Below are 23,290 nucleotides of genomic sequence, written 5' to 3' on the forward strand. Positions count from 1 at the left end.
GCGGCCAGAGGGCCGTGACATGGGGGCTCCCGGTCCACGCCGGGGGCCCCCGTGCCTTTTCGCGCCCCGTCACCAGGTGTAGACGACGGACGGCGCCGAGCGCTTCGCGGGCCCGTGGTGGACCATCTCGATGTTGTTGCCGTCCGGATCCAGCACGAAGGCCGCGTAGTACCCCGGGTGGTAGGAGCGCTCCCCCGGCGCCCCGTTGTCACGGCCGCCCGCGGCCAGCGCCGCCTGGTGGAAGCGGTGCACCATCTCCCGGTCCTTCGCCTGGAAGGCCAGGTGCACGCGCGCGGTGGGCTCGCGGTCGTTGCTGAGGAAGAGCTCGTCCGCGGCCAGGTGCCGCTCGCTCTCGTTGAAAACGGGGATGCCCATCACCTCCAGCACCGCGCGGTAGAAGCGCTTGCTTGCCTCCAGGTCCCGGACCTGGAGGTGGACGTGGTCGAACATGCGGCCGTGGTGCAGTTCCATGGTCTGCCTCCCGTGATGGGCGTGTCGGGTGTCGTTCAACACCTCGCGCTCCCGCGACCATCAGAGCGGCAATTCACGTATGTCAAGGCGGCTGCGCCCGGGAAGTCGTGAAAGCGGCAGCGACTTCCACAAAAGCGCGGGCGCGCGGCGTCAGGACGACGCAGGTTCGTGCGATAGTCCGCGCCACTTCGCTGTTCTTGCCTTCAGGAGGGTGCCGCGATGTTCATCGAAATCATCGTCCTGCCCCGTGAAGAGCAGTCCCCGAAGCGGCGTACGCCGAAGGCCGCCCGGGCGCCCCTGGCGCAGGAGCGGCGCGGCCGGGCGGAGCTGGCCCAGGAGTGGCGTGAAGAGGGCAAGGCCTTCCACACCTCCGTCCTGGAGTTCATCAAGGCCCAGCACCTGCTGGGCGCGGTGAAGTGGATGAGCGAGCCGGGCCTCCTGCCCCAGGTGACGCTCATCGCCACGGACCGCGTCCTGGAGAAGCTCCAGGCGGAGCCCCGGTTCGCGGCCGGCCGCTCGCTGTCCATGAACCTGCAGACCTGAAGGCCGCCCGCCCCCGCGGTCTCCCCCTCTCCGTTTCCCAATTTCCAATCATCCGTCGTGACACCCGCGTGAGCCCTTCCGCGGCGCGTCCGGCCGTGGCCCGCGTGCGTCATCGTTGGCGGAAAAACCTGTCTCATCCTGTTTCACGCTGCTCTCCGCCTTGACGGCAGTGTCTTGAATTCCACAGGATGCGCTCCCAACCCACGAGGTCTGGCCAGACGGCCCGGACTTGAGCGTGGGGGGTCCTTGGTCGTGCCCCCCGTCAGTGCGCCCCTCGCCTGGAATCGGAGCGGAACATGCGTTTGAAGAGAGTGGTCCCCGTCGTCGTGTCGCTGTGTTGCGCCACCGCCTCCGCCGAAGCGCCGCGTGACCGGGAGGTCTTCATCACCATCGGTTCGGACGCGGCGGGCACGGTGCGCTCGTCGTTCCGCGGCGTGGGCACGCCCACGCTGGTGCGCGAGGCGAACGGGGTGAGCGTGCTCAAGCTCACCGAGTCGCAGTTGGGCGACGTGTCCGCCGTCATGCATGCCCAGTATCACCGCTGCGCGGGCTACATGGCGCACGACACGCAGGAGGAGGCGCTCGCCCAGCTCACGCCCGCGCAGCCGGCGCAGCCGCTGGTCAGCTACACGCTGGACAACGCGGCGGTGGTCAACTCGCTCTTCTCCGGCCTCCAGGAGGCCAGCATCCGGAGCGCCATCACCCAGCTCTCCAGCTACACGAACCGCTACTACAACAACTCCACGGGCGGCACGCAGGCGGCCGACTGGCTGAAGACGACGTGGGAGTCCTACGCCAGCGGGCGCAGCGACGTGAGCGTGCAGTTGTACACGCACTCCGGCTGGACGCAGCCGTCCGTCATCGCCACCATCACCGGCACCGTCTACCCGGACGAGGTGGTGGTGATTGGCGGCCACCTGGACTCCATCAACATCACCGTGGGCTCCTCCAGCCGCCCCACGGCGACGGCGCCGGGCGCGGATGACGACGCCTCCGGTGTCGCCACGCTGTCGGAGGTGTTCCGCGTGGCCATGGCCAAGGGCTACAAGCCGGCGCGCACGGTGAAGTTCATGGCGTACGCGGCGGAGGAGGTGGGCCTCTACGGCTCGCAGGCCATCGCGCAGGCGCACAAGAGCGCGAACACCAACGTGGTGGGCGTGCTCCAGTTGGACATGACGAACTACCGCGGCTCCACGGTGGATATTTCGCTCGTCACGGACAACACCAACGCGGCGCAGAACGCGTTCCTGGGCAGCCTCATCGACACGTACACGGGCTACACGCGCGCCAACATCACGTGCGGCTACGGGTGCTCGGACCACGCGTCGTGGCACGCCCAGGGCTACCCGGCGTCCATGCCGTTCGAGGCGCGGTACGATCTGAACCAGGAGAACCCCTACATCCACACGGCCAACGACACGCTGGCCAACAGCACGGACGGCACCACCGGGGGCACCGCCAACCACGCGCTGAAGTTCGCGCGCATCGGCGCCGCGTACCTGGCGGAGCTGGGCAAGGGCTCCATCCCGGGCATGCCCACGGACACCACGCCTCCCACCGTGTCGCTCACCGCTCCGGCGAGCGGCGCGACGGTGAACGGCACCACCAGCCTCACCGCTTCGGCCAGCGACAACGTGGGCGTCAGCCGGGTGGAGTTCCTGGTGGACGGCGCGGTGAAGGGCACGTCCTTCGCGTCGCCGTACAGCTACGCGTGGGACAGCCGCACGGTGGCCAACGGCAGCCACACGGTGGCGGCGAAGGCGTATGACAGCGCGGGCAACAACACCGTCACGGCGGCGCGCACGGTGACGGTGGCCAACGTGTCCACGTCCGGCACCTACGACGCCACGTTCATGACCGTGCGTTGCAGCGCGGCGGCGGCCACCTGCGACAGCGGCACGCTCTTCAACGGCCGCGGCACCCGCGGGCCGGAGCTGAACACCCCCAACACGCTGCGCGCCACGTGCAAGGACGGCAGCACCGGCACCTACAAGAGCGACGAGTCCCTGGAGGCCCTGAAGGTGTCCACCGTGGACGGCTCCAACTTCGCCGCGGGCAAGCAGGTGAAGGTGGAGGCCACCCTCTGGGCCTACGCCAACCCCGCGTCGGACCGGCTGGACCTGTACTACACGGCCAACGCCAGCGCGACGACGCCCACCTGGACGCTGATCACCTCCGTCACGCCGTCGGCCGCGAACCTGCAAACCCTCTCCGCCACGTACACGCTGCCCTCCGGCACCAACCAGGCCGTGCGCGCGCAGTTCCGCTACGGCACCGGCACCCCGACCAGCGCGTGCATCTCCGGCGAGTACAACGACCGCGACGACCTGGTGTTCACCGTCCAGTGAGCGGCACCTGAGCTGAGCTGACACACGAGGGGATCCGGGGCACGCAAGCCCGGGTCCCCTTCGTGTTTCAGGCGGTGAAGCGGGCCTCCTGCATCCGCGCGGGCGCCCGGCCGGCCGCCTGCCGTGGGGCAGCGGGCGGGCTGTCCTCCGCCGGGTCCCGGTCCCACCTTGGAGGGGATGATGACCTCCCCCCAGGCCGAGTCCCGCGTCCTGCGCGAGAAGCATCCCACCGAGGGCGCGGAGCGGGGCCGGCTGTCGCCCCGGCGCGAGGCGCTGCTCCAGGCGCGCATCAAGGACCTGTCCCTGCGGCTGGGCGGCACGCCCCTGGAGCGCTACATCGCGCAGCTCCACGCGGAGCTGGAGGCGAAGGGCATCTCCTTCAAGACGAGGCAGGCCGCGCGTTCAACTACGCCTACCGCCTCTACGACGTGGTGAAGCCCGCGCGCTCGGATGCCTCCATGGGCCTGGGGGTGGAGAAGGACGTGGAGGGGCTGGCCCGGCGGGTGAAGAAGATCCGCCAGGAGTACGACGACGAGGCGCTGGCGGAGGAGTACATCGAGGGCCGCGAGCTGTACGTGGGCGTGGTGGGGGACACGGCGGCGCCCGAGGTGCTGCCGGTGGTGGAGCTGGACTTCGGCTCGCGGTGGAACCGCAAGCGGATGAAGATCGCCAACCGCGAGGTGAAGTTCGGCCCGGAGACGCCGGGCAGCCCGCACCTGGTGCTGCCCACGGACCTGTCCGACGAGCTGCGCGGCCGCATGGAGCGCGCGGCCGTCACGGCGTTCCGCGCGCTCAAGCTGCGCGACTACGCGCGCATCGACTTCCGCGTGTCCGCCCGCACCAACGAACCCTACCTCCTGGAGGTGAACCCCAACCCCTACCTGGAGACCCAGTGCGAGGTGGCCATGGGGGCGAAGGAGCGCGGCCTGGGCTACGAGGCGCTCGTGCAGCGCATCGTGGACACCGCGGCCCGGCGCCACGGCCTGGGCGTGGAGCCCCGGGCCACGGCGCGTCCGCCCACGCGCGAGCCCGCCCCCGCCCCGCACTGAGCCGGGCGCGCGAGTGACGCCCCCACGGCACCGGTCCCGGATTCCGGTGGCCCGGCCTGGGGCGTTGCTCTAAGGGGGAGGCGTGCTCCACCGTCAGCTCCTGGACCATGCGAAGGCCGTGGCCCGCTTCGCGCCCGTGCGGCCCGCGGTGAAGTCGGGCCTGCGCGCCGCGCTCGCGTTCTTCGTCCCCACCGTGGTGGGCACCGCGCTGCACCTCCCCGGCGCCCTGTGGCTGGCGGTGGGCGGCTTCAACACGTCCTTCGTGGACAAGGGCGGCTCCTACCACGCCCGCTTCCGCGCCATGGGCGGCACGGCGCTGGCGGCGGCGGTGTCCGCGGTGATGGGGGGCCTGGCGGGAATGCACCCGGCCCTGGCCATCCCCGCCACCCTGCTGTGGGTGACGGCGTGGAGCTTCGCGGGCGTGTACGGCGCCGCGGCGAACCTCACCGGCAACATCGCCGCCACCACCTTCGTCATCGCGCTGGGCCTGCCGGCGCCCACCGCCCTGCACGCGCTGGAGTCCGGCGTGGCGGTGCTGGGCGGCTCCGCGTGGGCCATGCTGCTGTCGCTGGTGCTCTGGCCCATCCGCCCCTACCGGCCCGCGCGCAAGGCGGTGGCGGCGTGCTTCGACGCGGTGGCGGACTACGCGGAGGGGCTGTCGCGCGCGGTCCAGGGCGCGCGCGAGGACGCGTGGCAGGCGCTCATCCAACAGCAGCACGGGCGCATCCGCGAGACGCTGGAGGTGGCGCGCACCACGCTCGCGGCCACGCGCCAGGGCCGGGGTGAGCGCGGCCGGGGCGAGCGGCTGCTGGTGCTGCTGGAGTCCGCGGACGCGATGTTCATGGGGCTCATCGCCCTGGGCGAGCAGTTGGAGAGCCTGGGCCCGCCGGTGAGCGGCCCCGTGGGAGACCCGCGCGCGGCGGTGGCGGTGGCGCTGCTGGACTGCGCCAACACGGCCCGGGACCTGGTGCGGCTGGTGGAGCAGGAGGGCCGCAGCCGCAGGCCCCAGCCGGAGTGGGACGGACGCGCGCTGAAGGACGCGGTCGGGGACCTGGACGCGCGCGGGCTCGTCACGCGGCTGGAGCGGGCGCGGCTGACGGACATCGCGCGGCTGCTCACGGAGATGCGCGAGCGCGCGGACGTGGCGCTGGACACCGCGTGCCGGCTGCCCGGCCCCTTCCCCCAGGCCCCGCCTCCCGCACGCGCGCTGGCCGAGGAGTCGCACGTGTCCCTGGGGGACCCCGTGCGCGCGCACCTCACGCTGGACTCGGAGGTGCTGCGGCACGCGCTGCGCGTGGGCATCACCACCACGGCGGCGGTCTACATCGCCAGCGTGTTCCGTCCGAACCACGGCTACTGGGTGACCCTCACCGTGCTCACCATCATGCAGCCGTACACCGGGCCCACCTTCCTCAAGGCGCTGCAACGGGTGCTGGGGACGGTGGTGGGCGGCCTGCTGGCCATCGCCGTCGCGTCCTGGCTCCAGGACCCGCGCGCGATGATGGGCCTGCTCTTCTGCACCGCGGCCCTGTGCGTGAGCCTCATCCCGCTCAACTACGGGCTGTTCACCATCTTCGCCACGCTCACCTTCGTGCTGCTGGCGGAGCTGGGCAGCGGGGACTGGACGCTGGCGACCGTGCGCATCGTCAACACGCTCATCGGCGGCGGGCTGGCGCTCGCGGGCACCTTCTTCCTGTGGCAGCGCTCGGAGGAGCAGCGCTTCCCGGCGCAGTTGGCGGACGCGCTGCGCGCGGACCGTGAGTTCTTCGCCGTGCTGGCCCGCGCGTGGCAGCAGGGCGGGCCGCCGGACCCGACCGCGCTCGCGGAGGCGCGCCGCAAGCTGGGGCTGGCCACCATCAACGCGGAGACGTCCTTCCAGCGCCTGCTCAATGAGCCGCGCTGGCGCACGGAGACGGTGGAGCCGCTGATGACGCTGCTCGCGTTCACCCGCCGGTTCGCCGCCGTCTGCACCCTGCTCGCCTCGCGGCGCTCCGTGCCCTCCACCCCGGCGGTGCAGGAGGCCCTGTCACGCTACGCGCGCGCCATGGACGCGAGCATGGAGGACCTGGCGGACGCGGTGCACCATGGGCGCCGCCCCAGCCCCCTGCCCGCCTTCGACGTCCTCATCGGCTGGAACGTCCCCACCCCGGACGCGGCCGGCGCGGCGATGGCCGCCGAGGCGCCCCTGCTCCAGTCCCAGTTGGAGCGGCTGGCGCGCCAGATCACCGTGCTCCACACCGCCGCCGTCCGCCGCCTGGAGGCCCTTCCCGAGGCTCCGCCCCAGGCCCAGACATCCATGATTACCAAGTCATGACAGAACAATCTGGATAGACTGCGGGGCTCCCCCCTTGGTGTCTGGAGCCCCCATGTCCTCCTGGTTGTCTCGTGTCCCCCTGCAGGGCCTGCTGCTGGCCGCCTCCGCCCTCCTGCCGCCCGCCGCGAGCGCGGCGAACGAGACCGTGCGGGTGTGGCTGACGACGACGTCAGGCAGCGCGCTGGCGAAGAAGCTCAACGCGGAGGCGGACAAGGCGTTCGGCCCGGAGACGGGCAGCGCGACGGCCATCGACGTGAACGACGGCGTCACGTACCAGACCCTGGACGGGTTCGGCGGCGCGCTCACGGATTCGTCCGCGTGGCTCATCTTCAACTCGCCGCAGCGCACGGCCATCATGAACGACCTGTTCAGCGTGAGCGCGGGCGCGGGCCAGAGCGCCATCCGCCTGCCCATGGGCGCGTCCGACTTCGCTCGCGCCAACTACACCTACGACGACACCTGCTGTGACCTGAACGACTTCTCCGTGGGCCACGACACGGCGTACATCCTGCCGCTGCTCAAGCAGGCGCGCGCCATCAACCCGGAGGTGAAGGTGTTCGCGGTGCCGTGGAGCGCGCCCGCGTGGATGAAGTTCAACAACTCGCTCACCGGCGGCGGATACCTGCGCAACGATTTGTACGGCACCTACGCGAGCTACTTCGTGCGCTTCGTGCAGGCCTACCAGGCGAACGGCGTGCCCATCCACGCGCTGAGCCTCCAGAACGAGCCGCACAACGCCAACGGCGGCTACGCGACCATGCAGATGGAGTCCAACGATCAGTCCGTCTTCGCGGCGCAGCACCTGCGCCCCGCGCTCAACGCCGCGGGCTTCAGCGGCGTGAAGCTGCTGGCGTGGGACCACAACTGGTACGACGGCTCCGGCCCCGCGGGCTACCCGCACGAGGTGATGGCCTACAACGGCGGTCAGGCGCAGGGCGCCGTCGCGGGCGTGGCCTACCACTGCTACGAGAGCCCCGAGGGCAGCTACAGCGTCCAGTCCGCCTTCCACGACGCGTACCCCGCCAGGGAGGTGCACTTCACGGAGTGCACCGGCGGCTTCTGGGCCACCAACGCCGCGGCGAACCTGGAGTGGGCGCTGCGGAACAACCTCTTCGGGCCGCTGCGCCACTGGTCGCGCACGTCCTTCTACTGGAACCTGGCGTTGGATCCGAACCACGGGCCGCGCGTGGGCGGCTGCGCGGACTGCCGGGGCATGTTCACCGTGGACAACGCCAACGGCACGTACACGCGCAACGAGGAGTACTACGCGTGGGCGCACCTGGCGAAGGTGGTGCGGCCGGGCGCGGTGCGCGTGGGCGCCACGTCGCTGGGCAACAACAACATCGAGACGCTCGCCTTCCGCAACCCGGACGGCTCGCGCGCACTCATCGCGCTGAACTCGAATGACGGCGCCACGCTGTCCTTCAAGGTCCGCTGGAACGGCCAGGCCTTCGAGTACACGCTGCCTCCGCGCTCGGTGGCGTCCTTCCAGTGGGGCGGGACGTCCAGCCCGCAGGGGCCCTGGTACCGGCTGGTCAACAAGGCCACCGGCAGGTGCGTGGACATCGTGGGCCCGTCCACGGCGGACGGCGCCGGGCTGCACCAGTGGACGTGCCACACCGGCGCCAGCCAGCAGTGGTCGCTGGTGGCCACGGACAGCGGCTACTCGCGGCTGGTGTCGCGCTACAGCGGCAAGGCGGTGGACGTGGCGGACGCGGGCCAGGCGGACGGCGCGCGCGTGCAGCAGTGGTCCTGGGCGGGCGGCGCGAACCAGCAGTTCAAGCCGGTGGCCACCAGCGGCGGCTACACCCGCTTCGAGGCCCGCCACAGCGGCAAGGTGCTGGACGTGAGCAACTGCTGGAGCAGCGGCGACGGGGCCACCGTCCAGCAGTGGGTCTGGTCCAACAACGACTGCCAGCAGTTCCGCCTGGAAGCCGTGCCCTGATCAGCGCACCGTCGGCGGCGGCGGGGTCGAACCGGAGCAGCGAGCCCATGGCCGCCTTCACGGCCCCGCGGTGTGTCCGCCACCCCGTTCCCGCAGGCCCGCCTGGGGAAAGGCGGACGTCTCCAGCGCCGGATCCGTCCTGCGGGCAACACCCGGCGGGGCGCACAGCGCACTCGCGCCAATCTTTTTCGATGCGGGTGGTTCCATTCGCCGCCCGCGCCCCCACTGTTTCCGGTGCACCGCCCGTGAACTCCTCCGACGCCAACAACGCCCACACCGGTCGCACTGCTGTCACGGTCCTCAACGTCAATGACGACCCGGCGACGCTGTACCTGCTGAGCCTCACCCTGAAGCAGGGTGGCTACCAGGTCCTCGAGGCCACGGGAGGACGCGAGGCGCTCCGGCTGGCCCAGGGGCTGCCCGACCTGGTGCTGCTGGACGTGCACATGCCGGACATCGACGGCTACGAGGTGTGCCGCCGCCTGCGCGCGGACGAGGCCACGCACGACCTGCTCATCGCCCACCTGTCGTCCGTCTCCGTCAAGCGCGAGGACCGCGTGCGGGGCCTGGCCCAGGGCGCGGACGCGTACTGGACGCGGCCCCTGGCGGAGGACGAGCTGCTCGCGAACATCGAGGCGCTCCTGCGCCTGCAGGCCCGCGCCCGGGACGCCGTGCGCGCGAGAGACCGGTTCCTCCGCGTCGCCGGCCACGAGCTGAGGACGCCCCTCACCGTGCTGCGCCTCAACCTGGAGCGCGCGGTGGAGATGGTGCGGGGGGACGCGAACACGGGCGACCTGATGCGGAAGCGCCTGGCCCCCGCGGTGCGCCAGCTCACCCGGCTCCAGGGCCTGGTGGACAGCCTGGCGGACGTGTCGCGCCTGTCCACGCAGGACGTGGCCCTGGTGGTGGACACCGTGGACTTCTCCCAGATGGTGCGCGAGCAGGTGGAGCGCTTCCAGGCCCCGGCCCGCAGCGCGAACGTGGCGCTGACGGCGGAGCTGCCGGACGCGCCCGTCCTGCTCTTCGGCGACCGCCGCATGCTGGAGCAGGCCGTGGGTCACCTGTTGTCCAACGCCATCAAGTTCGGCGAGGACCGGCCCGCGAAGGTCCGCCTGTCCACGCAGGAGGACCACGCGGTGCTCGCCGTGGAGGACCACGGCGTGGGCATTGCCCCGGAGGACCAGGCGCGAATCTTCCGCCGCTTCGAGCGCGTGCCCTCCGGCGGCCGCTTCGACGGGCTGGGGCTGGGGCTCTACCTGGCCCAGGAGATCGCCGCCGCGCACGACGGCACGTTGACCGTGAAGAGCGCCCTGGGCCAGGGCGCGTGTTTCGAGCTGAGGCTCCCACTGCATCGCACCCAGCGGTACTGACGTCGCAAGAGGAGAAGGATTCGTGTCGAACAACGAAGACGCGGACGGGAGCAAAAGGTCCGGCGAAGGCAAGAGCCCGGCGAAGCGGCTCATCACCGGCGTGCCCCGGCTGGACTTCATCACCAAGGGCGGCCTCATCCTGGGCTCGTCCTACGCCATCATCGGGCCGCCGGGCTCCGGCAAGACGGTGCTGGCCAACCAGATTGCCTTCCAGCACGTGAAGAACGGCGGCAAGGCGCTCTACGTGACGCTGCTGTCGGAGTCGCACGGGCGCATGCTGGAGAACCTGTCGCAGATGACGTTCTACGACGACAGCGTCATCCCGGACCGGCTCCAGTACCTGAGCGGCTACCGCGACCTGGAGCGCGACGGGCTCAAGGGCCTGCTGGAGCTCCTGCGCAAGAACGCCCAGGCCCACGGCACCACGCTGCTCATCATCGACGGCATGGACGCGGCGAAGGAGTTCGCCCGCTCGGACCTCTCCTTCAAGCGCTTCCTGCAGGACCTGCAGACCTTCAGCAGCATCCTGGGCTGCACCACGCTGCTGCTCTCCCCGCACCATGAAGGGGAGATCCACCCGGAGAACACCGCGGTGGACGGCATCTTCGAGCTGTCGCTGTGGCTGCACGGCCCCCGCGCGGTGCGCGAGCTCATCGCCATCAAGTTCCGCGGCGGACCGTCCCTGCTGGGCCGCCACGAGGTGGAGATCAGCAACCAGGGCATGGTCATCCACCCGCGCACGGAGGTGCAGTTCGCGCACCCCGCGGCGGAGGGGCGCGAGGACCGCATCCGCATGTCCTTCGGCATCCCCCGCCTGGACGACGCGCTCCGGGGCGGCCTGCTGTCCGGCTCCACCACCCTGCTGCTGGGCGCGCCCGGCACGGGCAAGACGCTGCTGGGCCTGCACTTCCTCCTCCAGGGCGCGCGCGAGGGCCAGCCGGGCGTCTACTTCGGCTTCTTCGAGACGCCCCCCCGCCTCATCGAGAAGGCGGAGGGCACCGGCATGGGGGACCTCCAGAAGTACGTGGACGAGGGCCTCATCGAAATCCAGTGGCAGCCGCCGCTGGAGCACAACATGGACTCGCTGGCGGAGAAGCTCCTGGAGCGCATCGAGGAGCGGAAGGTGGACCGGCTGCGCCTGTTCATCGACGGCGTGTCCGGCTTCCGCTCCGCGGCGGTGTACCCGGACCGCCTGGGCCGCTTCTTCTCCGCGCTCACGCACCAGTTGCGGATGATGGACGTCACCACGCTGTACTCGGATGAGACGCCCCTCTTCAGCCCCGGCGTGGACATGCCCCAGCCGGAGGCCGCGTCCACCGTGGAGAACGTCATCCTGGTGCGCTACGTGGAGCTGCGCTCGCAGCTCTACCGGCTGCTCTCCATCATGAAGATGCGGGAGAGCGCCTACGACAGCGGCATCCGCGAGTTCTCCATCAGCGAGCAGGGCATCGAGGTCGCGGGCACCTTCGAGAGCGCGGAGAGCATCCTCACCGGCCACGCGCGCCTGTCCGCCGGAGCGGCCGCCCAGCCGAGCCGCGTGAAGGCACCCCTGGGCGCGAAGAAGAAGCAGGGCCCCAAGGCGCCCGCGAAGAAGAAGCCGGCCGCGAAGAAGGCTCCGGCGGGCACGTCCCGGCGGAGGCGTTCATGAAGACCGTGCTCGTCGTGGACGATGAGCTGGACATCGCCGAAGCCATCCAGGCCATCCTGGAAGAGGAACAACTGCGCGTCGTCATCTGCGGCAACGGCCGCGAGGCGCTGGCCCGGCTCAAGGAGGAGACGCCCGACCTGGCCATCATCGACGTGATGATGCCGGTGATGAACGGCTACGAGACCATCGACGCCATCCGCAAGGACGGCACCCACCGCTTCCCCATCCTCGTCATGAGCGCCATCCAGCCGCCCAGGGCCAAGATGGAGGAACAGCAGTGGGCCGGCTTCCTCAAGAAGCCCTTCTCCCTCAGGGACCTGGTCGACACCGTGGAGCGGCTGACCGCGCCGTAGGTGCCGCTCTCACGCTTTCAGCTCAAAGCACCCGCGGCGGGCAGGCAGCCGGCGCGGGTGCTTCCGGTTGAAATCAAGGGATCGCGCGCGCACAGTGGGTCCACCTGACGCGACGCCTCCATGCCCACTGAAGTCGAGCCGACGCCCTCCCGGGAGCCGGGCCTGTTCCGCCTGACCTGGCCCATCTTCTTCGAAATCTTCCTCTTCATGCTGATGGGCACGGCGGACACGCTGATGCTCAGCGGCGTGTCGGACGCCGCCGTGTCCGCGGTGGGCGTCGTCAACCAGTACGTCTTCATCTGCATCCTGGTGATGGAGGTGGTGAGCCACGGCGCGTCCATCGTCGTGTCGCAGTACCTTGGCGCGAAGCGGAGCGCGGAGGCGGCGCGCATCGCGGCGCAGGCCATCACGATGAACTTCCTGCTGGGCCTGGCCGTGAGCGGCGGGCTGCTGCTGTCCGCGGACGCCATCCTGGGGCGGATGAACCTGGAGCCCCGGACGCTGGCGTACGCGAGCACCTACTGGCACATCGCGGGCGGCTTCCTGTTCCTCCAGGCGCTCATCAACGTCTTCTCCAGCCTCATCCGCACGTACGGCTTCACGCGGCAGTCCATGTACGTGGCCCTGGGCATGAACGTGGTGCACGTGGCGGGCAACTGGGTGCTCATCTTCGGGCACTTCGGCATGCCGGCGCACGGCGTGGCGGGCGCGGCCATGTCCACCGTCTTCAGCCGCGCGGCGGCGGTGGGCGTCTTCGCGTGGATGCTCTGGCGGGTGATGGACGTGAAGATGCGGCCCGGGCACTTCGTGGCGCTGACGCGCGAGTACGCGCGGAAGATCCTGCGCGTGGGCGTGCCGTCCGCAGTGGAGCAGATGACGTACCACGCGTGCCAGACGGTGTTCCTGTACTACGTGACGTACCTGGGCCCGGTGGCGCTGGCGTCGCGGCAGTACGCCAACGCCATGTCCCAGTACGTGTTCCTGTGCAGCCTGGCCATCGGCATGGGCACGTCCATCCTCGTGGGGCGGCTCGTGGGCGCGAAGCGGTCGCAGGACGCGTACGCGCGCGTGCTCAAGAGCCTCAAGTGGAGCATCGGCATCACGGTGGCGGTGGACGTGACGGCCATCCTGCTGCGCGAGCCGCTCATCCGCCTCTTCACGCAGGACGGCGACATCCTGCGGCTCACCTCGCAGGTGCTCGTCCTGAGCCTGCTGCTGGAGACGGGCCGCTCGTTCAACCTGGTGCTGGTGAACGCGCTGCGCGCCGCGGGCGACGCCACCTTCCCGGTCATCATGGCGATGATCTCCATGGTCTGTATGAGCCTGCCCCTGGGCTACTACCTGGTGTTCCACCTGCACCTGGGGCTCGCGGGCGTGTGGCTGGCGGTGGCCGCGGATGAATGGACGCGCGGCCTGGCCATGTGGCTGCGCTGGCGCAGCCGCGCGTGGGAGCGCCAGTCGCTGGTGTCCCCGGCGGAGGCGCCGGTGGTGATGGCGCACTGAAGAGGGCTTGGACGCGCGCCCGCCCTGCACGCCTGCACGGGGCGGCCGGGCGCGCTCCCTCCCCGGCCCCTTCCGCTGGACGCGGCGCATCCCACTTTTGGTGGGCCGCGTCACAGCCCAACCCGGGAGAGGCCCATGCTCGCCGTCGTCTACAAAGAGAACAACCAGGTGAAGGTGGAGGAGGTCGAGGATCCGAAGCTGGAGTCTCCCACCGACTGCGTCATCCGCGTCACCTCCGCCGGCATCTGTGGAAGTGATCTGCACATGTACGAGGGCCGCACCGCGTCCAAGGCCGGACAGGTGTTCGGCCACGAGAACATGGGCGTCGTGGAGCAGGTGGGCCCCGGCGTCAGGAGCATCAAGAAGGGCGACCGCGTGGTGCTGCCCTTCAACATCGCCTGCGGCACCTGCTTCGACTGCGTGCGTGGCCGCACGGAGGCGTGCCTCGTGGCCAACCCGGACGCCCCGCACGCGGGCTACGGCTACGCGGGCATGGGCCCGTACCTGGGCGGGCAGGCGGAGCTGCTCCGGGTGCCCTGGGCGGACTTCAACTGCCTGAAGCTCCCCGGACAGCCGGGCGACGACCTGGAGGACGACTTCCTGCTCCTGTCGGACGTGTTCCCGACCGCGTACCACGGCACCGAGCTCGCGAACGTGCGCCCGGGCGCCACCGTGGCCGTCTTCGGCGCGGGGCCGGTGGGCCTGCTCGCCGGCTACTGCGCGCTCCTGCGCGGCGCCTCGGAGGTCTACGTGGTGGACAGCGTCCCGGAGCGCCTGGCCAAGGTGAAGGAGATGGGCGCCATCCCCATCGACTTCACGAAGGGCGACCCGGTGAAGCAGATTGTCGACCTGCGCCGCAACAACCCGCTCATCATGGGCGCGCTGCGCCCCGGTGAGGAGAAGGCCCTGGGCGTGATGTGCGGCATCGACGCCGTGGGCTACCAGTCTCGCGACATCCGGGGCGCGGACGCGCACGGCGGCCGGGAGAAGCCCACCCAGGTGCTGGAGCAGTTGGTGGAGCTGGTGAACCCCACGGGCTCCATCGGCGTCATCGGCGTCTACATCGCCCCGGACCCCGGCGCGCCGGACGAGAACGCCAGGCAGGGCATCTACCCGCTGCCCTGGGCCCAGGTGTTCGACAAGGGCATCACCGTGGGCACCGGCCAGACGCCGGTGAAGCGCTACAACCACTTCCTGAGGGACCTCATCATCGCGGGCCGCGCCAGGCCGAGCATGATCGTCAGCCACCGCCTGCCGCTGCACGACGCGCCGGACGCGTACAGGAAGTTCGACGCACGCAAGGACGGCTACACCAAGGTCATCCTCAAGCCCCAGCTCAGCCCCAAGGCTCGCGCGTAGGCGGCCACCCCTGTCCCCAGGTCCAATCCCCGGGGTGCGGACGCCCCGGGGATCTGGCGGTATATGGTTTGACGGTGGTTGCCCTGGACAAACCTTCGACCGTGCTGGTGGTCGAAAGCTATGACGACCTGCGCGAGGCGCTGGCGGCCCTGCTCGTGCTGGAGGGCTACACGGTGTTGTCCGTGGCCACGGCGCCGCAGGCGATGGACGTGTTGTCCCGGCTCCCGGACATCCCCTCGCTGGTGCTCTTGAGCCTGATGCTGCGCAACCCGGAGGACCAGCGCTTCCTCACCCGGCTGCGCACCCTGGGCCTCACGTCGCGGCTGCCGGTGCTGGCGCTCACCGCGGACCCGGACCTCCAGGCGGCCCCGCCGGGGACGGTGGGCCTGCTGGGCAAGCCGGTGCGCACGGAGGTGCTCCTGGCCGCCGTGGACCGCTACCGGACCCGGCGCTGAGGCCCACGCTGGGGGTGGATGTAGGCATGGAAAGGCCGCAACTGCGGGCGGCGAGGGTCGATAATCCATCAACGTCCACCGTCTCGGTGGTTCGAGGGGGAGACCCGACATGTCCAGAATCGGTGAGTCGATTGGCGGCGCCATCGCCGCGCGAGTGCAGCAGGCGCTGACCCCGCAGGTCCGCCCCACCCCGCCGCCCCCGGCGGCGCCGGTCGCGCGGCGTCCCGCGGATACGTTCGAGTCCGCTCCGGCCGCCCGGCGGGGAGGCCCCGCGCTGGGGACGCCCGCGCCCGCGGCCACGCCCACCCCGGTGGGCACGTCCGGCACGGCGGTGCAGACGAACGGCGCCACGGTGGCGGACTACCAGGTGGGTCCTCCCCGGCGTCCGGACATCCACCACGACAACGGCTTCCTGCAGAACCCCAACGACCCCAACGACCCGAACCCCATCCCCACGGAGAGCCCGGGCCTGGGTGACTACGCGGCGCGGGCCGAGTGGGAGCTGAAGCTCAACGCCGCGCGCGCCGTCCAGGGCATCCCGGGCGTGCCGCACAACGACATCCCGGACGGCCTGGACACGTACGACCACTTCCTGCACGGCAACGGGGCGGACCGGCACTTCGACTACGAGCGCTTCGTCAGCACGGACCCCGCCGGCCAGGCGGTGCTCACCAACTCCACGCGCGACACGCAGCAGGCGGCGGAGGCGACCTACAACCAGATGATCGCCCAGGACCCGTCGCTCGCGGGCAAGCCGGTGACGTTCCAGATCACCGGCTCGCAGATTGGCGTGGGCTCCAGCGAGCAGTTCCCCTACCCGGAGACGGAGAACTGGCAGAAGGCGATTGGCGGCCACTCCGTCTGGAACAGCGCGACGGTGACGGTCTATCCGCCGGAGACGCCGGGCGGAAAGCCCCGCTTCGAGATGGACATGACGCTCCACGCGGAGGACCGCTACAACTTCAACCCGGGCCAGGCGGACATCAACACCGGCACGCCGGACGCGGCCAACGGCCGGCTGGAGCGCACGGGCCTGGGGCACCAGTACACCAACTACGGCACGCTCCAGCGGCACGTGACGTGGGACCAGGGGAGCCCCGAGAATGCGACGTCGCGTCCCATCGGTGGCCGTTAGGCGCACGCTGGCTACCACCCTGCTGACAGGGTGTGTTTCGCTGGCCTGCGACAAGCCCTCAGGGGGGAGTGCAACCATGACGACACAGACGGCCGCGCCTGCGGCGAAGACGGGAACGGACCTGGAGACGCTGGAGAAGACCGTGACGCTGCCGCGCCGCCCCCAGGCGGTGCAGTGGCGCCAGTCTCCGCGCGGCATCCCCGGCGGGCTGGGCCCCACGGACACGCAGCTCCTCGCGGTGCTGGAGTACCCGGTCGCGGAGGCCCAGGCGCTCCAGGCCGCGCTGAAGCCCACGCGGCTGACGGTGAAGGTGGAGGACGGCGGGTGGCTGCCGGCGGCCACCCGGGAGGCGCTGAAGGGCGCCACCGCCTACGACGCGGCGCCCTTCTTCAAGGGCTCGCTGCGCCAGGGCACCGTGTTCCAGCTTCCCCAGTCGAGCACCTTCGTGCTGGTGCTCTTCAGCAGCTAGCCTGTCCGCGCAGGAAGGCAGGAGGGGCCCGGCCGCGAACGCTCGCGTCCGGGCCCTTCTGCGTCCAGGGGCTACGGCGTGCCTTCGGGCCGGTTCTTCTTCTGGGGCGTGGCCCCCGTGTGGCGGACGTTGCGCTGAGGGCCGGACCTGTTCCCCGCGCCGCTCTCCGGGCTGTTGATGATGCCGCTGGCGAGCAGGAAGGCGTTGAGGCGCAGTTGCATGAAGTTGTGCTCCACCTTCGGCGGCTGCTGCATGCGCAGGGTGCGGTCCTCCCCCTGCTGGTGCCTGGGCCACTCCGTCGCGGGCGCGGGCGCTCCGGCGCGGGCGAACTGGAGCAGCCAGCCGCTCACCTGGCGTGAGTACGCGCGGTCCTCGTCGGTGAGCACGTCCTGGGTGGGCGGGCAGCGGGCCACCGTGTCCAGGAAGTACGGGATGTCCGCGCCGTGCGGGACGCCGTCGGGGAACTCCGGGCGCAGCCCGGTGGCGGTGTACTCGAAGTAGAAGCGCCACGCGTCGGAGACCTTGTGGTGCAGGTCCGCGATCTGCCGGGGGATGAGCGTGAAGACGATGTCTCGGCACACCTGCCGCGCCAGCTCCTCGTCCGGCGTCACGCCCGGGTAGAGCAGCCCGATGGGCACGTTGTTGTCCCGGAGCGCCTGGAGGATCTCCATGGGGTCGCGCCCCATGGCCTCCATCACGCTCACGTCGTCGCTGGTGCTGCCCAGGATGAGCGGCACGCGCGCCTGCTGCTGCGCCTTGAACGTGGACAGGATGGACTGGGGCAGCACCTTGTCGCCGCACACCGCCACCGGCGCCAGCGAGTGCTCCGGCGGCTGCTGCCAGAAGGACTCCGCGGGCAACTGGCGCAGGCGCTCCGGCGTCGCGTCGCCGTCCGCCACGCCCATGCCGCGGATCAGCGCCTCGCCCCTGGCCCGCGCCTTCTCCAGCGGCATCTCGTCCAGGCCGTACACGCTCATCGCCACGCCCCGGTGGAACAGGGGCTTCGCGGCCTCCATGCAGAAGAGGGACAGCACGCTCTTGGCGCCCGCGGACTGGCCGACGAGGGTGACGTTGGCCGCGTCCCCGCCGAACTTCGCGATGTTGCGGTTCACCCACTGGAGCGCTGCGACCTGGTCCAACAGGCCGAAGTTGGCCGCGCCGCCGCCCGGCTCCTTCAGGAGCGCCGGGTGGGCCAGGAAGCCCAGGTGGCCCAGGCGGTAGTTGAGCGTGACGAGGATGGCGTCCCGGGACGCCAGGGGCACGCCGTCGTACGGGGGCAGGCCGCTGGCGCCAATCACATACGCGCCGCCGTGGATCCACACGATGACGGGCAGCTTCGCCTGGGGGTCCACGCGAGGCGTCCAGACGTTGAGGTAGAGGCAGTCCTCGCCCATCGGGTACGGGTCGCCGCCGCCGCCCGCGATGCAGCCCTCACGCGACTGGAGCGAGGACTTGCCGAACGTGGACGCCTGCCGCAGGTGCTTCCAGGGAATGACCGGAGCGGGAGGACGCCACCGCAGCGCGCCCACGGGAGGCTGGGCGTAGGGGATGCCCTTGAAGGCATACACCCCTTCCTCGACGACGCCTTGGAGCTGTCCTTCGACGGTGCTGACGACGGGAGCCGACTGCTGGACCATGTTTGGAACCCCCCACGAGGCCCGGCGCCAGGGCCGGGCCGGTGCGAAGTAGAGGGTCCGTCCATGCAAGTCAATGCATGGGCCTTCAAAGACAATCACCCGTCCGCCAGCCGACGCGGGCCCCGACTCCGGAGCATCAGGGCAATGCCATACCGAGTTCCCGCAGGACGACCCGGGCGATGGCGTCGTAGTCCCCGTCGAAGTGGTGTCCGCCCTTGAGCAGCACGGCGCGGGCGCCGGGCACGCCGGCCAGCGTGGGACAGAGGCTGTCGGACAGCTCCTCGTCACCGTAGACGCAGAGCACCGGGGTCCCCTTCAGCGCCCGCACGTCCGGGAGCACAGCGGCCGTGGGCCGGCCCTTGCCGCCGAAGATGTCCGTGACGTGCACCTCGAACTCCGCCTCCTTGCCGGGCGCGAGCAGCACGGCCAGCCGCACGCGCCCGCGCAGGTCCTCCGGCAGGCGCGCGGCGATGGCCGGCACCACGTCCGCGCCGCGCGAGTAGCCCAGCAACACCACGCGCTGCTTGCCCCACGCGGCCAGGAAGTGGCGCAGCGCGCGGGCCACGTCCGCGGACGTCTCCTCCGGCGTGCGGCGCTTCCAGAAGTAGCGCAGCGAGTTGAAGCCCACGACGGGGATGCCCCGCGCCGCGAGCGACTCGGAGACGGACTGGTCCAGGCTGGCCCAGCCGCCATCGCCGGTGACGAAGAGCGCCAGCGTGTCGCCCGGGAGCTCCGGCGTGGCGGGGACCTCCACCAGCGGCAGCCCCTCCACCGACGTGTCCCCGGAGAGCCCCGGGGTGCCCGCGTCCGGCGGCGGCAGCGACTCCGAGGGGAGCGGCGCGGCGGCGGCGTCATGCGCGGCCAGCAGCGCCCCCCGCCACGTGTCCACCGGCATGCGGTCCAGCCCCGGCCCCGGCACCGTCAGCACGCGGGCCGTCGTCAGGGCGCGGGTGAAGTCGTGCGCCGCCTTCACCGGATGGGCCGGATCCTTCTCCGCGCCGAGCAGCACCCACGGCTGCTTCAGCGCCCGCGCGGGTGAGAGCCGCTCCCGTCTGCCTTTGTCCGCGCGCGAGCGCACGAGCCCCGCGCCCGGGCAGAAGGCCGCGGACGTCGTCAGCTCCGGCGTGAAGTCCACGCTCACCGCGCCCCGGAACGTGCCCGGCGGCGCCTGGGCCAGCGCCGCGTAGGCCAGCGCCGCGCCCGTGCCGTCCCCCACGAGGACGGGGTGCAGGTACTCGGGCAGCTCCGCGTGCCGCTGGTAGCCCTGGCTCAGGACCTCCAGGTCGCCCGCCGGATACGCGCACCGGGTGCCCTTCTCCAGGGCCCGCAGGTAGGCCCCGGCGTCCACCCCGAGCACCAGCGCGCCGTGCGACGCCAGCGCCAGGGACAGCTCCAGCGCCCTGCCCTGCTCCGCGGGCCCATCCGCCAGCAGGAGCACCACCGTCCCGGGCCTCCCCGGGGGCGTCACCACCGTCACGTGGCCCAGGCGGCCTCCGGGGTGCAGCGTCTCCACGCGCGGCGCCACCGGAGGCTGGGGCTCGGAGACCGCCACCGGGGCCGGCGCGACGGAGGGCGCCGCGCACGTGCGCGCCCCCAGGACGAGCGCCAGCGCCAGCACGGCCCCGACGCCGAACCACCGGGCGCGCTTCCTCATCTCGCCACCACCCCGCCCAGCCCGCGCGACACCAGCGAGGCCACGCCCGCGAGCACGCCCGGCAGCGCGAGCCCGCCCGGTGAGGCCAGGTAGCGCGGCGCCCAGTCCGGACGGAACTTCTCCTTGTACTGGCGCAGCCCCTGGAAGTTGTAGAAGTGCTCGCCGTGCCGGAACAGGAGCGCGCCCAGCCGGTTCCACATGGGCGCGAGCGCGCGCGCCTCGAAGCCGCTGAAGGGCGCCATGCCCAGGTTGAAGCGCTGGAAGCCCTGCTGGCGGCCCCACAGCATCAGCGACGTGAAGAGGAAGTCCATGGCCCCGTGGGGGCTGCCCGGCTGGTAGCGCATGAGGTCCACGCTCAGCTCCTCCTTCGTGTCCGGCGCCCACACGTTGGCGAAGCCCATCAGCACGCCGCTCTTGCGCACCAGCGCCACCGGCCCCTGCTCCAGGTAGCGCGGGGAGAACCAGCCCAGGCTGAAGCCCTTCTCCCGCGTGTGCTTCTCCGCCAGCCACGCGTCGGAGATGGCCCGCAGTTGGGGCAGCAGCTCCGGCACGGCCTCGCGCGGCTGGACCTCGAAGGCCCAGCCCTCGCGCTCCATGTGGCGCATGCCGTGGCGCAGGCCCTTGCGCTCCGGCCCCTCCAGGCTGAAGTGCTGGAGCGGCACGGTGGCCTCCTCGCCCAGCTTGAGCAGCGTGAGGCCCATGTCCAGGTAGCGCGGCAGCGCGCCCGGCCCCACCTGGTAGAAGCACGCCCAGCCGTGGTGCCGGTCCGCCAGCTCGCGGAAGCGCCACGCCAGCTCCGTCGCCGCGTCCGGCGGCCCCACCGGATCGCCCATGGACACCCACGCACGCCCCGACACGCCGTACATGAGGAACGCGGTGCCCGTGTCGTTGAGCAGCAGGGACTTGTCCCCCACCAGCGCCAGCGAGGCCATGGACTCCGGTGCGCTCGCCACCAGGGGACGGACCCGCCGCAGCTCCTCCGGCGTCGGCGGGTGCGTGCGCGGAACGGCCGGGCTCAGGAGCGCGGCCAGCCCCGCCACGACCGTCGCCCCCAGCACGCCCACGCTGGCGCGCAGGAAGCGCGGCGCGTCGCCGGAGAAGGCGAAGTGCCACCAGAGGTCGTTGCGGTACTCCACGTGCCGGTAGGAGAAGAAGCCCAGCCACACCGACGCACCCACCACCGCCGCCGTGGCCAGGAACCACCCGGGGCTGAAGGCCTCCGCGAACAGCGACGTGTGCCGGTAGAACTGCTGATGGAACGGGGCCAGCGCCAGGGCCAGGACGAGCAGCAGCGTGGCCTCCTCGTAGTCCACGCCCTTCACCAGGGAGAACACCGCGCCCGCCACCAGCAGCACCTGCGTCAGCACATAGGCCGCGTCCAGGCGCCGCTGGAGCCCGCGCGCGAGCAGGAGCAGCGACAGGCCCACCAGGCTGCCCAGCAGGTGTGACACCTCCAGAAGCGGCAGCGGCACCAGCCGGCGGAGCAGCGCCAGCCGCTCGCCGACGGCCGGCGTCGCGCCGGAGAACAGCAGCACCGTGCCCGCCACGAACGCCCCCGCCGACGCGGCCCACGGCACCACCGGCGCGAACGAGCTGTGCACCACCTTCGCCAGCCGCGTGAGGTGGTGACGGCGCTGGAGCAGCTCATGCCCCGCGAGCAGCAGCGCCGCCACCGTGAAGGGCAGCAGGTAGTAGACGAACCGGTACACGAGCAGCACGCCCACGACCCGTGGCGTGGGCACGTGGGGCGTGAGCGCGGAGAGCATCACCGTCTCGAAGACGCCCAGGCCCGCGGGCACCTGGCTGGCGATGCCCGCCAACTGCGCCAGCGCGAACAGCGCCGTGAGCGACGGCAGCGACACGCTGTCCGGCGGCAGCAGCACCCAGAGCACCGCCGCCGCCAGCACCCAGTCCCCGCACGACACCACCAGTTGCGCCAGCGCCCGCGCGGGCGTGGGCAGCGTCCACTCCAGGCCGCGGATCCGCAGCGGCTTGCGCACGGTGGCGCACGCCACGAAGTACCCCACGAGCAGCAGCCCCAGCGCGGCGCCCACGCCGTGCGCCACGGACGTGGACAGGGACAGCACCCCGCCCCCGCCCTCCACCACCAACGACGCGCCGGTGACGGCGGCCAGGCCCAGCCAGAAGGTGAGCGCGTTGAACGCGGACACGCGCGCGACGTCCAGCGCGGTGAGCCCCCACGCGGAATACAGCCGGTAGCGCACCGAGCCGCCGCTCAGGAACGACGCGCCCAGGTTGTGTCCGAAGGCGTAACCCACGAACGACGTGAGCCCCACGCGCGGATACGGAATCCGGTGCCCCGCGTGCCCCAGCGCCAGCACGTCGTACAGCGTGAGCGCCAGGTAGTTCACGACCGTCACGGCCAGGGCCAGGAGGATGCGCCTCGACGACACGGACGCGAGCCCCGCGGCCACGTCCTCGCGGCGGAAATGCGACAGCTCGCGGTGCAGCACATACGCCGCCACGCACAGCAGCAGCAGCGGCAGCGCCGTCGTGAGGACTCTCTGGAGCTTCGACATGCCGGCTCTCCCCTGACCGGGAAGACTCAGCATCCGGCATGCCATGCCTCGCGCCGAGGAGACGCGGGGGCAGTCCTCCGCCCGAAATGCCCCAGCCGAGGCACTTCGCCCCACCCGCGCGGGAGGGCCGGCCAGGCGCCGTGCCTCCCTGGCGCACGGGGAGACGCCGGAGGCTGGGATGCGCTCCGGGGCTGACTGTCATTGGGCGCCGGCTCTTGTGTTGAAAACACGCATGAGATCCCGGTCCAGTCAGCCCGGTTTTTCACTCCGCGCATTGTCACAGGAGAAGCCATGCCGGGCCCTCGCTGGCCTGCCCCCTCCGGAATTCGCGGCTCCTGCCCGGAGGGGAGCTGAACCCTCGGGGTAGGAACCGGAGACAGGACCGACAGCGTGGCGCCCCCAAGAACAATTTCTTGTTTTACGACTCTGTCTGGACATATTCGTCCGCGTCGTGGACGGCGCGTGAAACGCGGAGGCCGCAGGCACGGCGGGGAGGC

18 protein-coding genes are annotated in these 23,290 nt (G+C 71.4%); 14 read left to right on the top strand and 4 right to left on the bottom strand.

Annotated features, from left to right (window positions below; translation table 11 throughout):
* Positions 1–69: 69 nt before the first annotated feature.
* On the bottom strand, positions 70–471 hold the full coding sequence (locus tag K8612_RS03750; protein WP_223742416.1) for a VOC family protein: 402 nt from the start codon (positions 469–471) through the stop codon (positions 70–72).
* A 219-nt stretch (positions 472–690) separates the two neighbouring features.
* Here K8612_RS03750 and K8612_RS03755 point away from each other — a divergent pair, with 219 nt between their 5' ends.
* The 14 genes from K8612_RS03755 to K8612_RS03820 all read left to right on the top strand — a co-directional run bounded on the left by K8612_RS03755 (position 691) and on the right by K8612_RS03820 (position 16,962).
* The gene (locus K8612_RS03755; RefSeq protein ID WP_223742415.1) at positions 691–1,014 is read left to right on the top strand and encodes a hypothetical protein; all 324 of its coding nucleotides are present in this window, start codon (positions 691–693) and stop codon (positions 1,012–1,014) included.
* A 296-nt stretch (positions 1,015–1,310) separates the two neighbouring features.
* A complete protein-coding gene (locus K8612_RS03760; RefSeq protein ID WP_223761284.1) occupies positions 1,311–3,362 on the top strand; it encodes a M20/M25/M40 family metallo-hydrolase in 2,052 nt (683 codons plus the stop codon).
* A 177-nt stretch (positions 3,363–3,539) separates the two neighbouring features.
* Entirely contained in the window at positions 3,540–3,797 is a 258-nt protein-coding gene (locus tag K8612_RS03765) for a hypothetical protein (RefSeq protein WP_223742413.1), read from the top strand.
* On the top strand, positions 3,794–4,411 hold the full coding sequence (locus K8612_RS03770) for an ATP-grasp domain-containing protein (protein WP_223761285.1): 618 nt from the start codon (positions 3,794–3,796) through the stop codon (positions 4,409–4,411). Before K8612_RS03765 ends, K8612_RS03770 begins: the two co-directional genes overlap by 4 nt.
* Before the next feature lie 82 nt (positions 4,412–4,493).
* A complete protein-coding gene (locus K8612_RS03775; protein ID WP_223742411.1) occupies positions 4,494–6,725 on the top strand; it encodes an FUSC family protein in 2,232 nt (743 codons plus the stop codon).
* A gap of 52 nt (positions 6,726–6,777) precedes the next feature.
* Positions 6,778–8,670, top strand: a complete 1,893-nt coding sequence (locus K8612_RS03780) for an RICIN domain-containing protein (RefSeq protein WP_223742410.1) — start codon at positions 6,778–6,780, stop codon at positions 8,668–8,670.
* Positions 8,671–8,915: 245 nt separating this feature from the next.
* Positions 8,916–10,040: a hybrid sensor histidine kinase/response regulator gene (locus K8612_RS03785; RefSeq protein WP_223742409.1), complete on the top strand. Its 1,125-nt coding sequence runs from the start codon at positions 8,916–8,918 to the stop codon at positions 10,038–10,040.
* A gap of 22 nt (positions 10,041–10,062) precedes the next feature.
* Positions 10,063–11,688, top strand: coding sequence for an ATPase domain-containing protein (locus K8612_RS39485; RefSeq protein ID WP_223761286.1), 1,626 nt, complete (start codon positions 10,063–10,065; stop codon positions 11,686–11,688).
* Positions 11,685–12,041, top strand: coding sequence for a response regulator transcription factor (locus K8612_RS03795; RefSeq protein ID WP_223742407.1), 357 nt, complete (start codon positions 11,685–11,687; stop codon positions 12,039–12,041). The genes K8612_RS39485 and K8612_RS03795 overlap by 4 nt, the downstream gene beginning before the upstream one ends.
* Positions 12,042–12,161: 120 nt before the next feature.
* Entirely contained in the window at positions 12,162–13,544 is a 1,383-nt protein-coding gene (locus K8612_RS03800) for an MATE family efflux transporter (protein ID WP_223742406.1), read from the top strand.
* A gap of 135 nt (positions 13,545–13,679) precedes the next feature.
* Positions 13,680–14,903, top strand: a complete 1,224-nt coding sequence (locus K8612_RS03805) for a glutathione-independent formaldehyde dehydrogenase (protein ID WP_223742405.1) — start codon at positions 13,680–13,682, stop codon at positions 14,901–14,903.
* A gap of 101 nt (positions 14,904–15,004) precedes the next feature.
* Positions 15,005–15,358 (top strand): two-component system response regulator, encoded by a 354-nt coding sequence (locus K8612_RS03810; protein WP_223761287.1) that lies wholly within the window; start codon positions 15,005–15,007, stop codon positions 15,356–15,358.
* Between the two features lie 109 nt (positions 15,359–15,467).
* Positions 15,468–16,493: a hypothetical protein gene (locus K8612_RS03815; protein WP_223761288.1), complete on the top strand. Its 1,026-nt coding sequence runs from the start codon at positions 15,468–15,470 to the stop codon at positions 16,491–16,493.
* 76 nt (positions 16,494–16,569) lie between these two features.
* The gene (locus K8612_RS03820) at positions 16,570–16,962 is read left to right on the top strand and encodes a hypothetical protein (RefSeq protein WP_223761289.1); all 393 of its coding nucleotides are present in this window, start codon (positions 16,570–16,572) and stop codon (positions 16,960–16,962) included.
* Positions 16,963–17,033: 71 nt separating this feature from the next.
* Here the strand turns inward: K8612_RS03820 and K8612_RS03825 are convergent, their stop codons facing one another.
* From K8612_RS03825 to mprF, 3 genes are all read right to left on the bottom strand, one after another.
* Positions 17,034–18,599, bottom strand: coding sequence for a carboxylesterase/lipase family protein (locus K8612_RS03825; protein ID WP_223761290.1), 1,566 nt, complete (start codon positions 18,597–18,599; stop codon positions 17,034–17,036).
* Between the two features lie 136 nt (positions 18,600–18,735).
* Positions 18,736–20,253: an AcvB/VirJ family lysyl-phosphatidylglycerol hydrolase gene (locus K8612_RS03830; RefSeq protein WP_223761291.1), complete on the bottom strand. Its 1,518-nt coding sequence runs from the start codon at positions 20,251–20,253 to the stop codon at positions 18,736–18,738.
* Positions 20,250–22,793 carry a bifunctional lysylphosphatidylglycerol flippase/synthetase MprF gene (gene mprF, locus K8612_RS03835; protein WP_223761292.1) on the bottom strand — a complete coding sequence of 848 codons (2,544 nt, stop codon included), beginning with the start codon at positions 22,791–22,793 and terminating at the stop codon, positions 20,250–20,252. The genes K8612_RS03830 and mprF overlap by 4 nt, the downstream gene beginning before the upstream one ends.
* Positions 22,794–23,290: the final 497 nt, after the last annotated feature.

This window comes from Corallococcus sp. AS-1-6 (genome assembly GCF_020037015.1).
GTDB lineage: Bacteria > Myxococcota > Myxococcia > Myxococcales > Myxococcaceae > Corallococcus.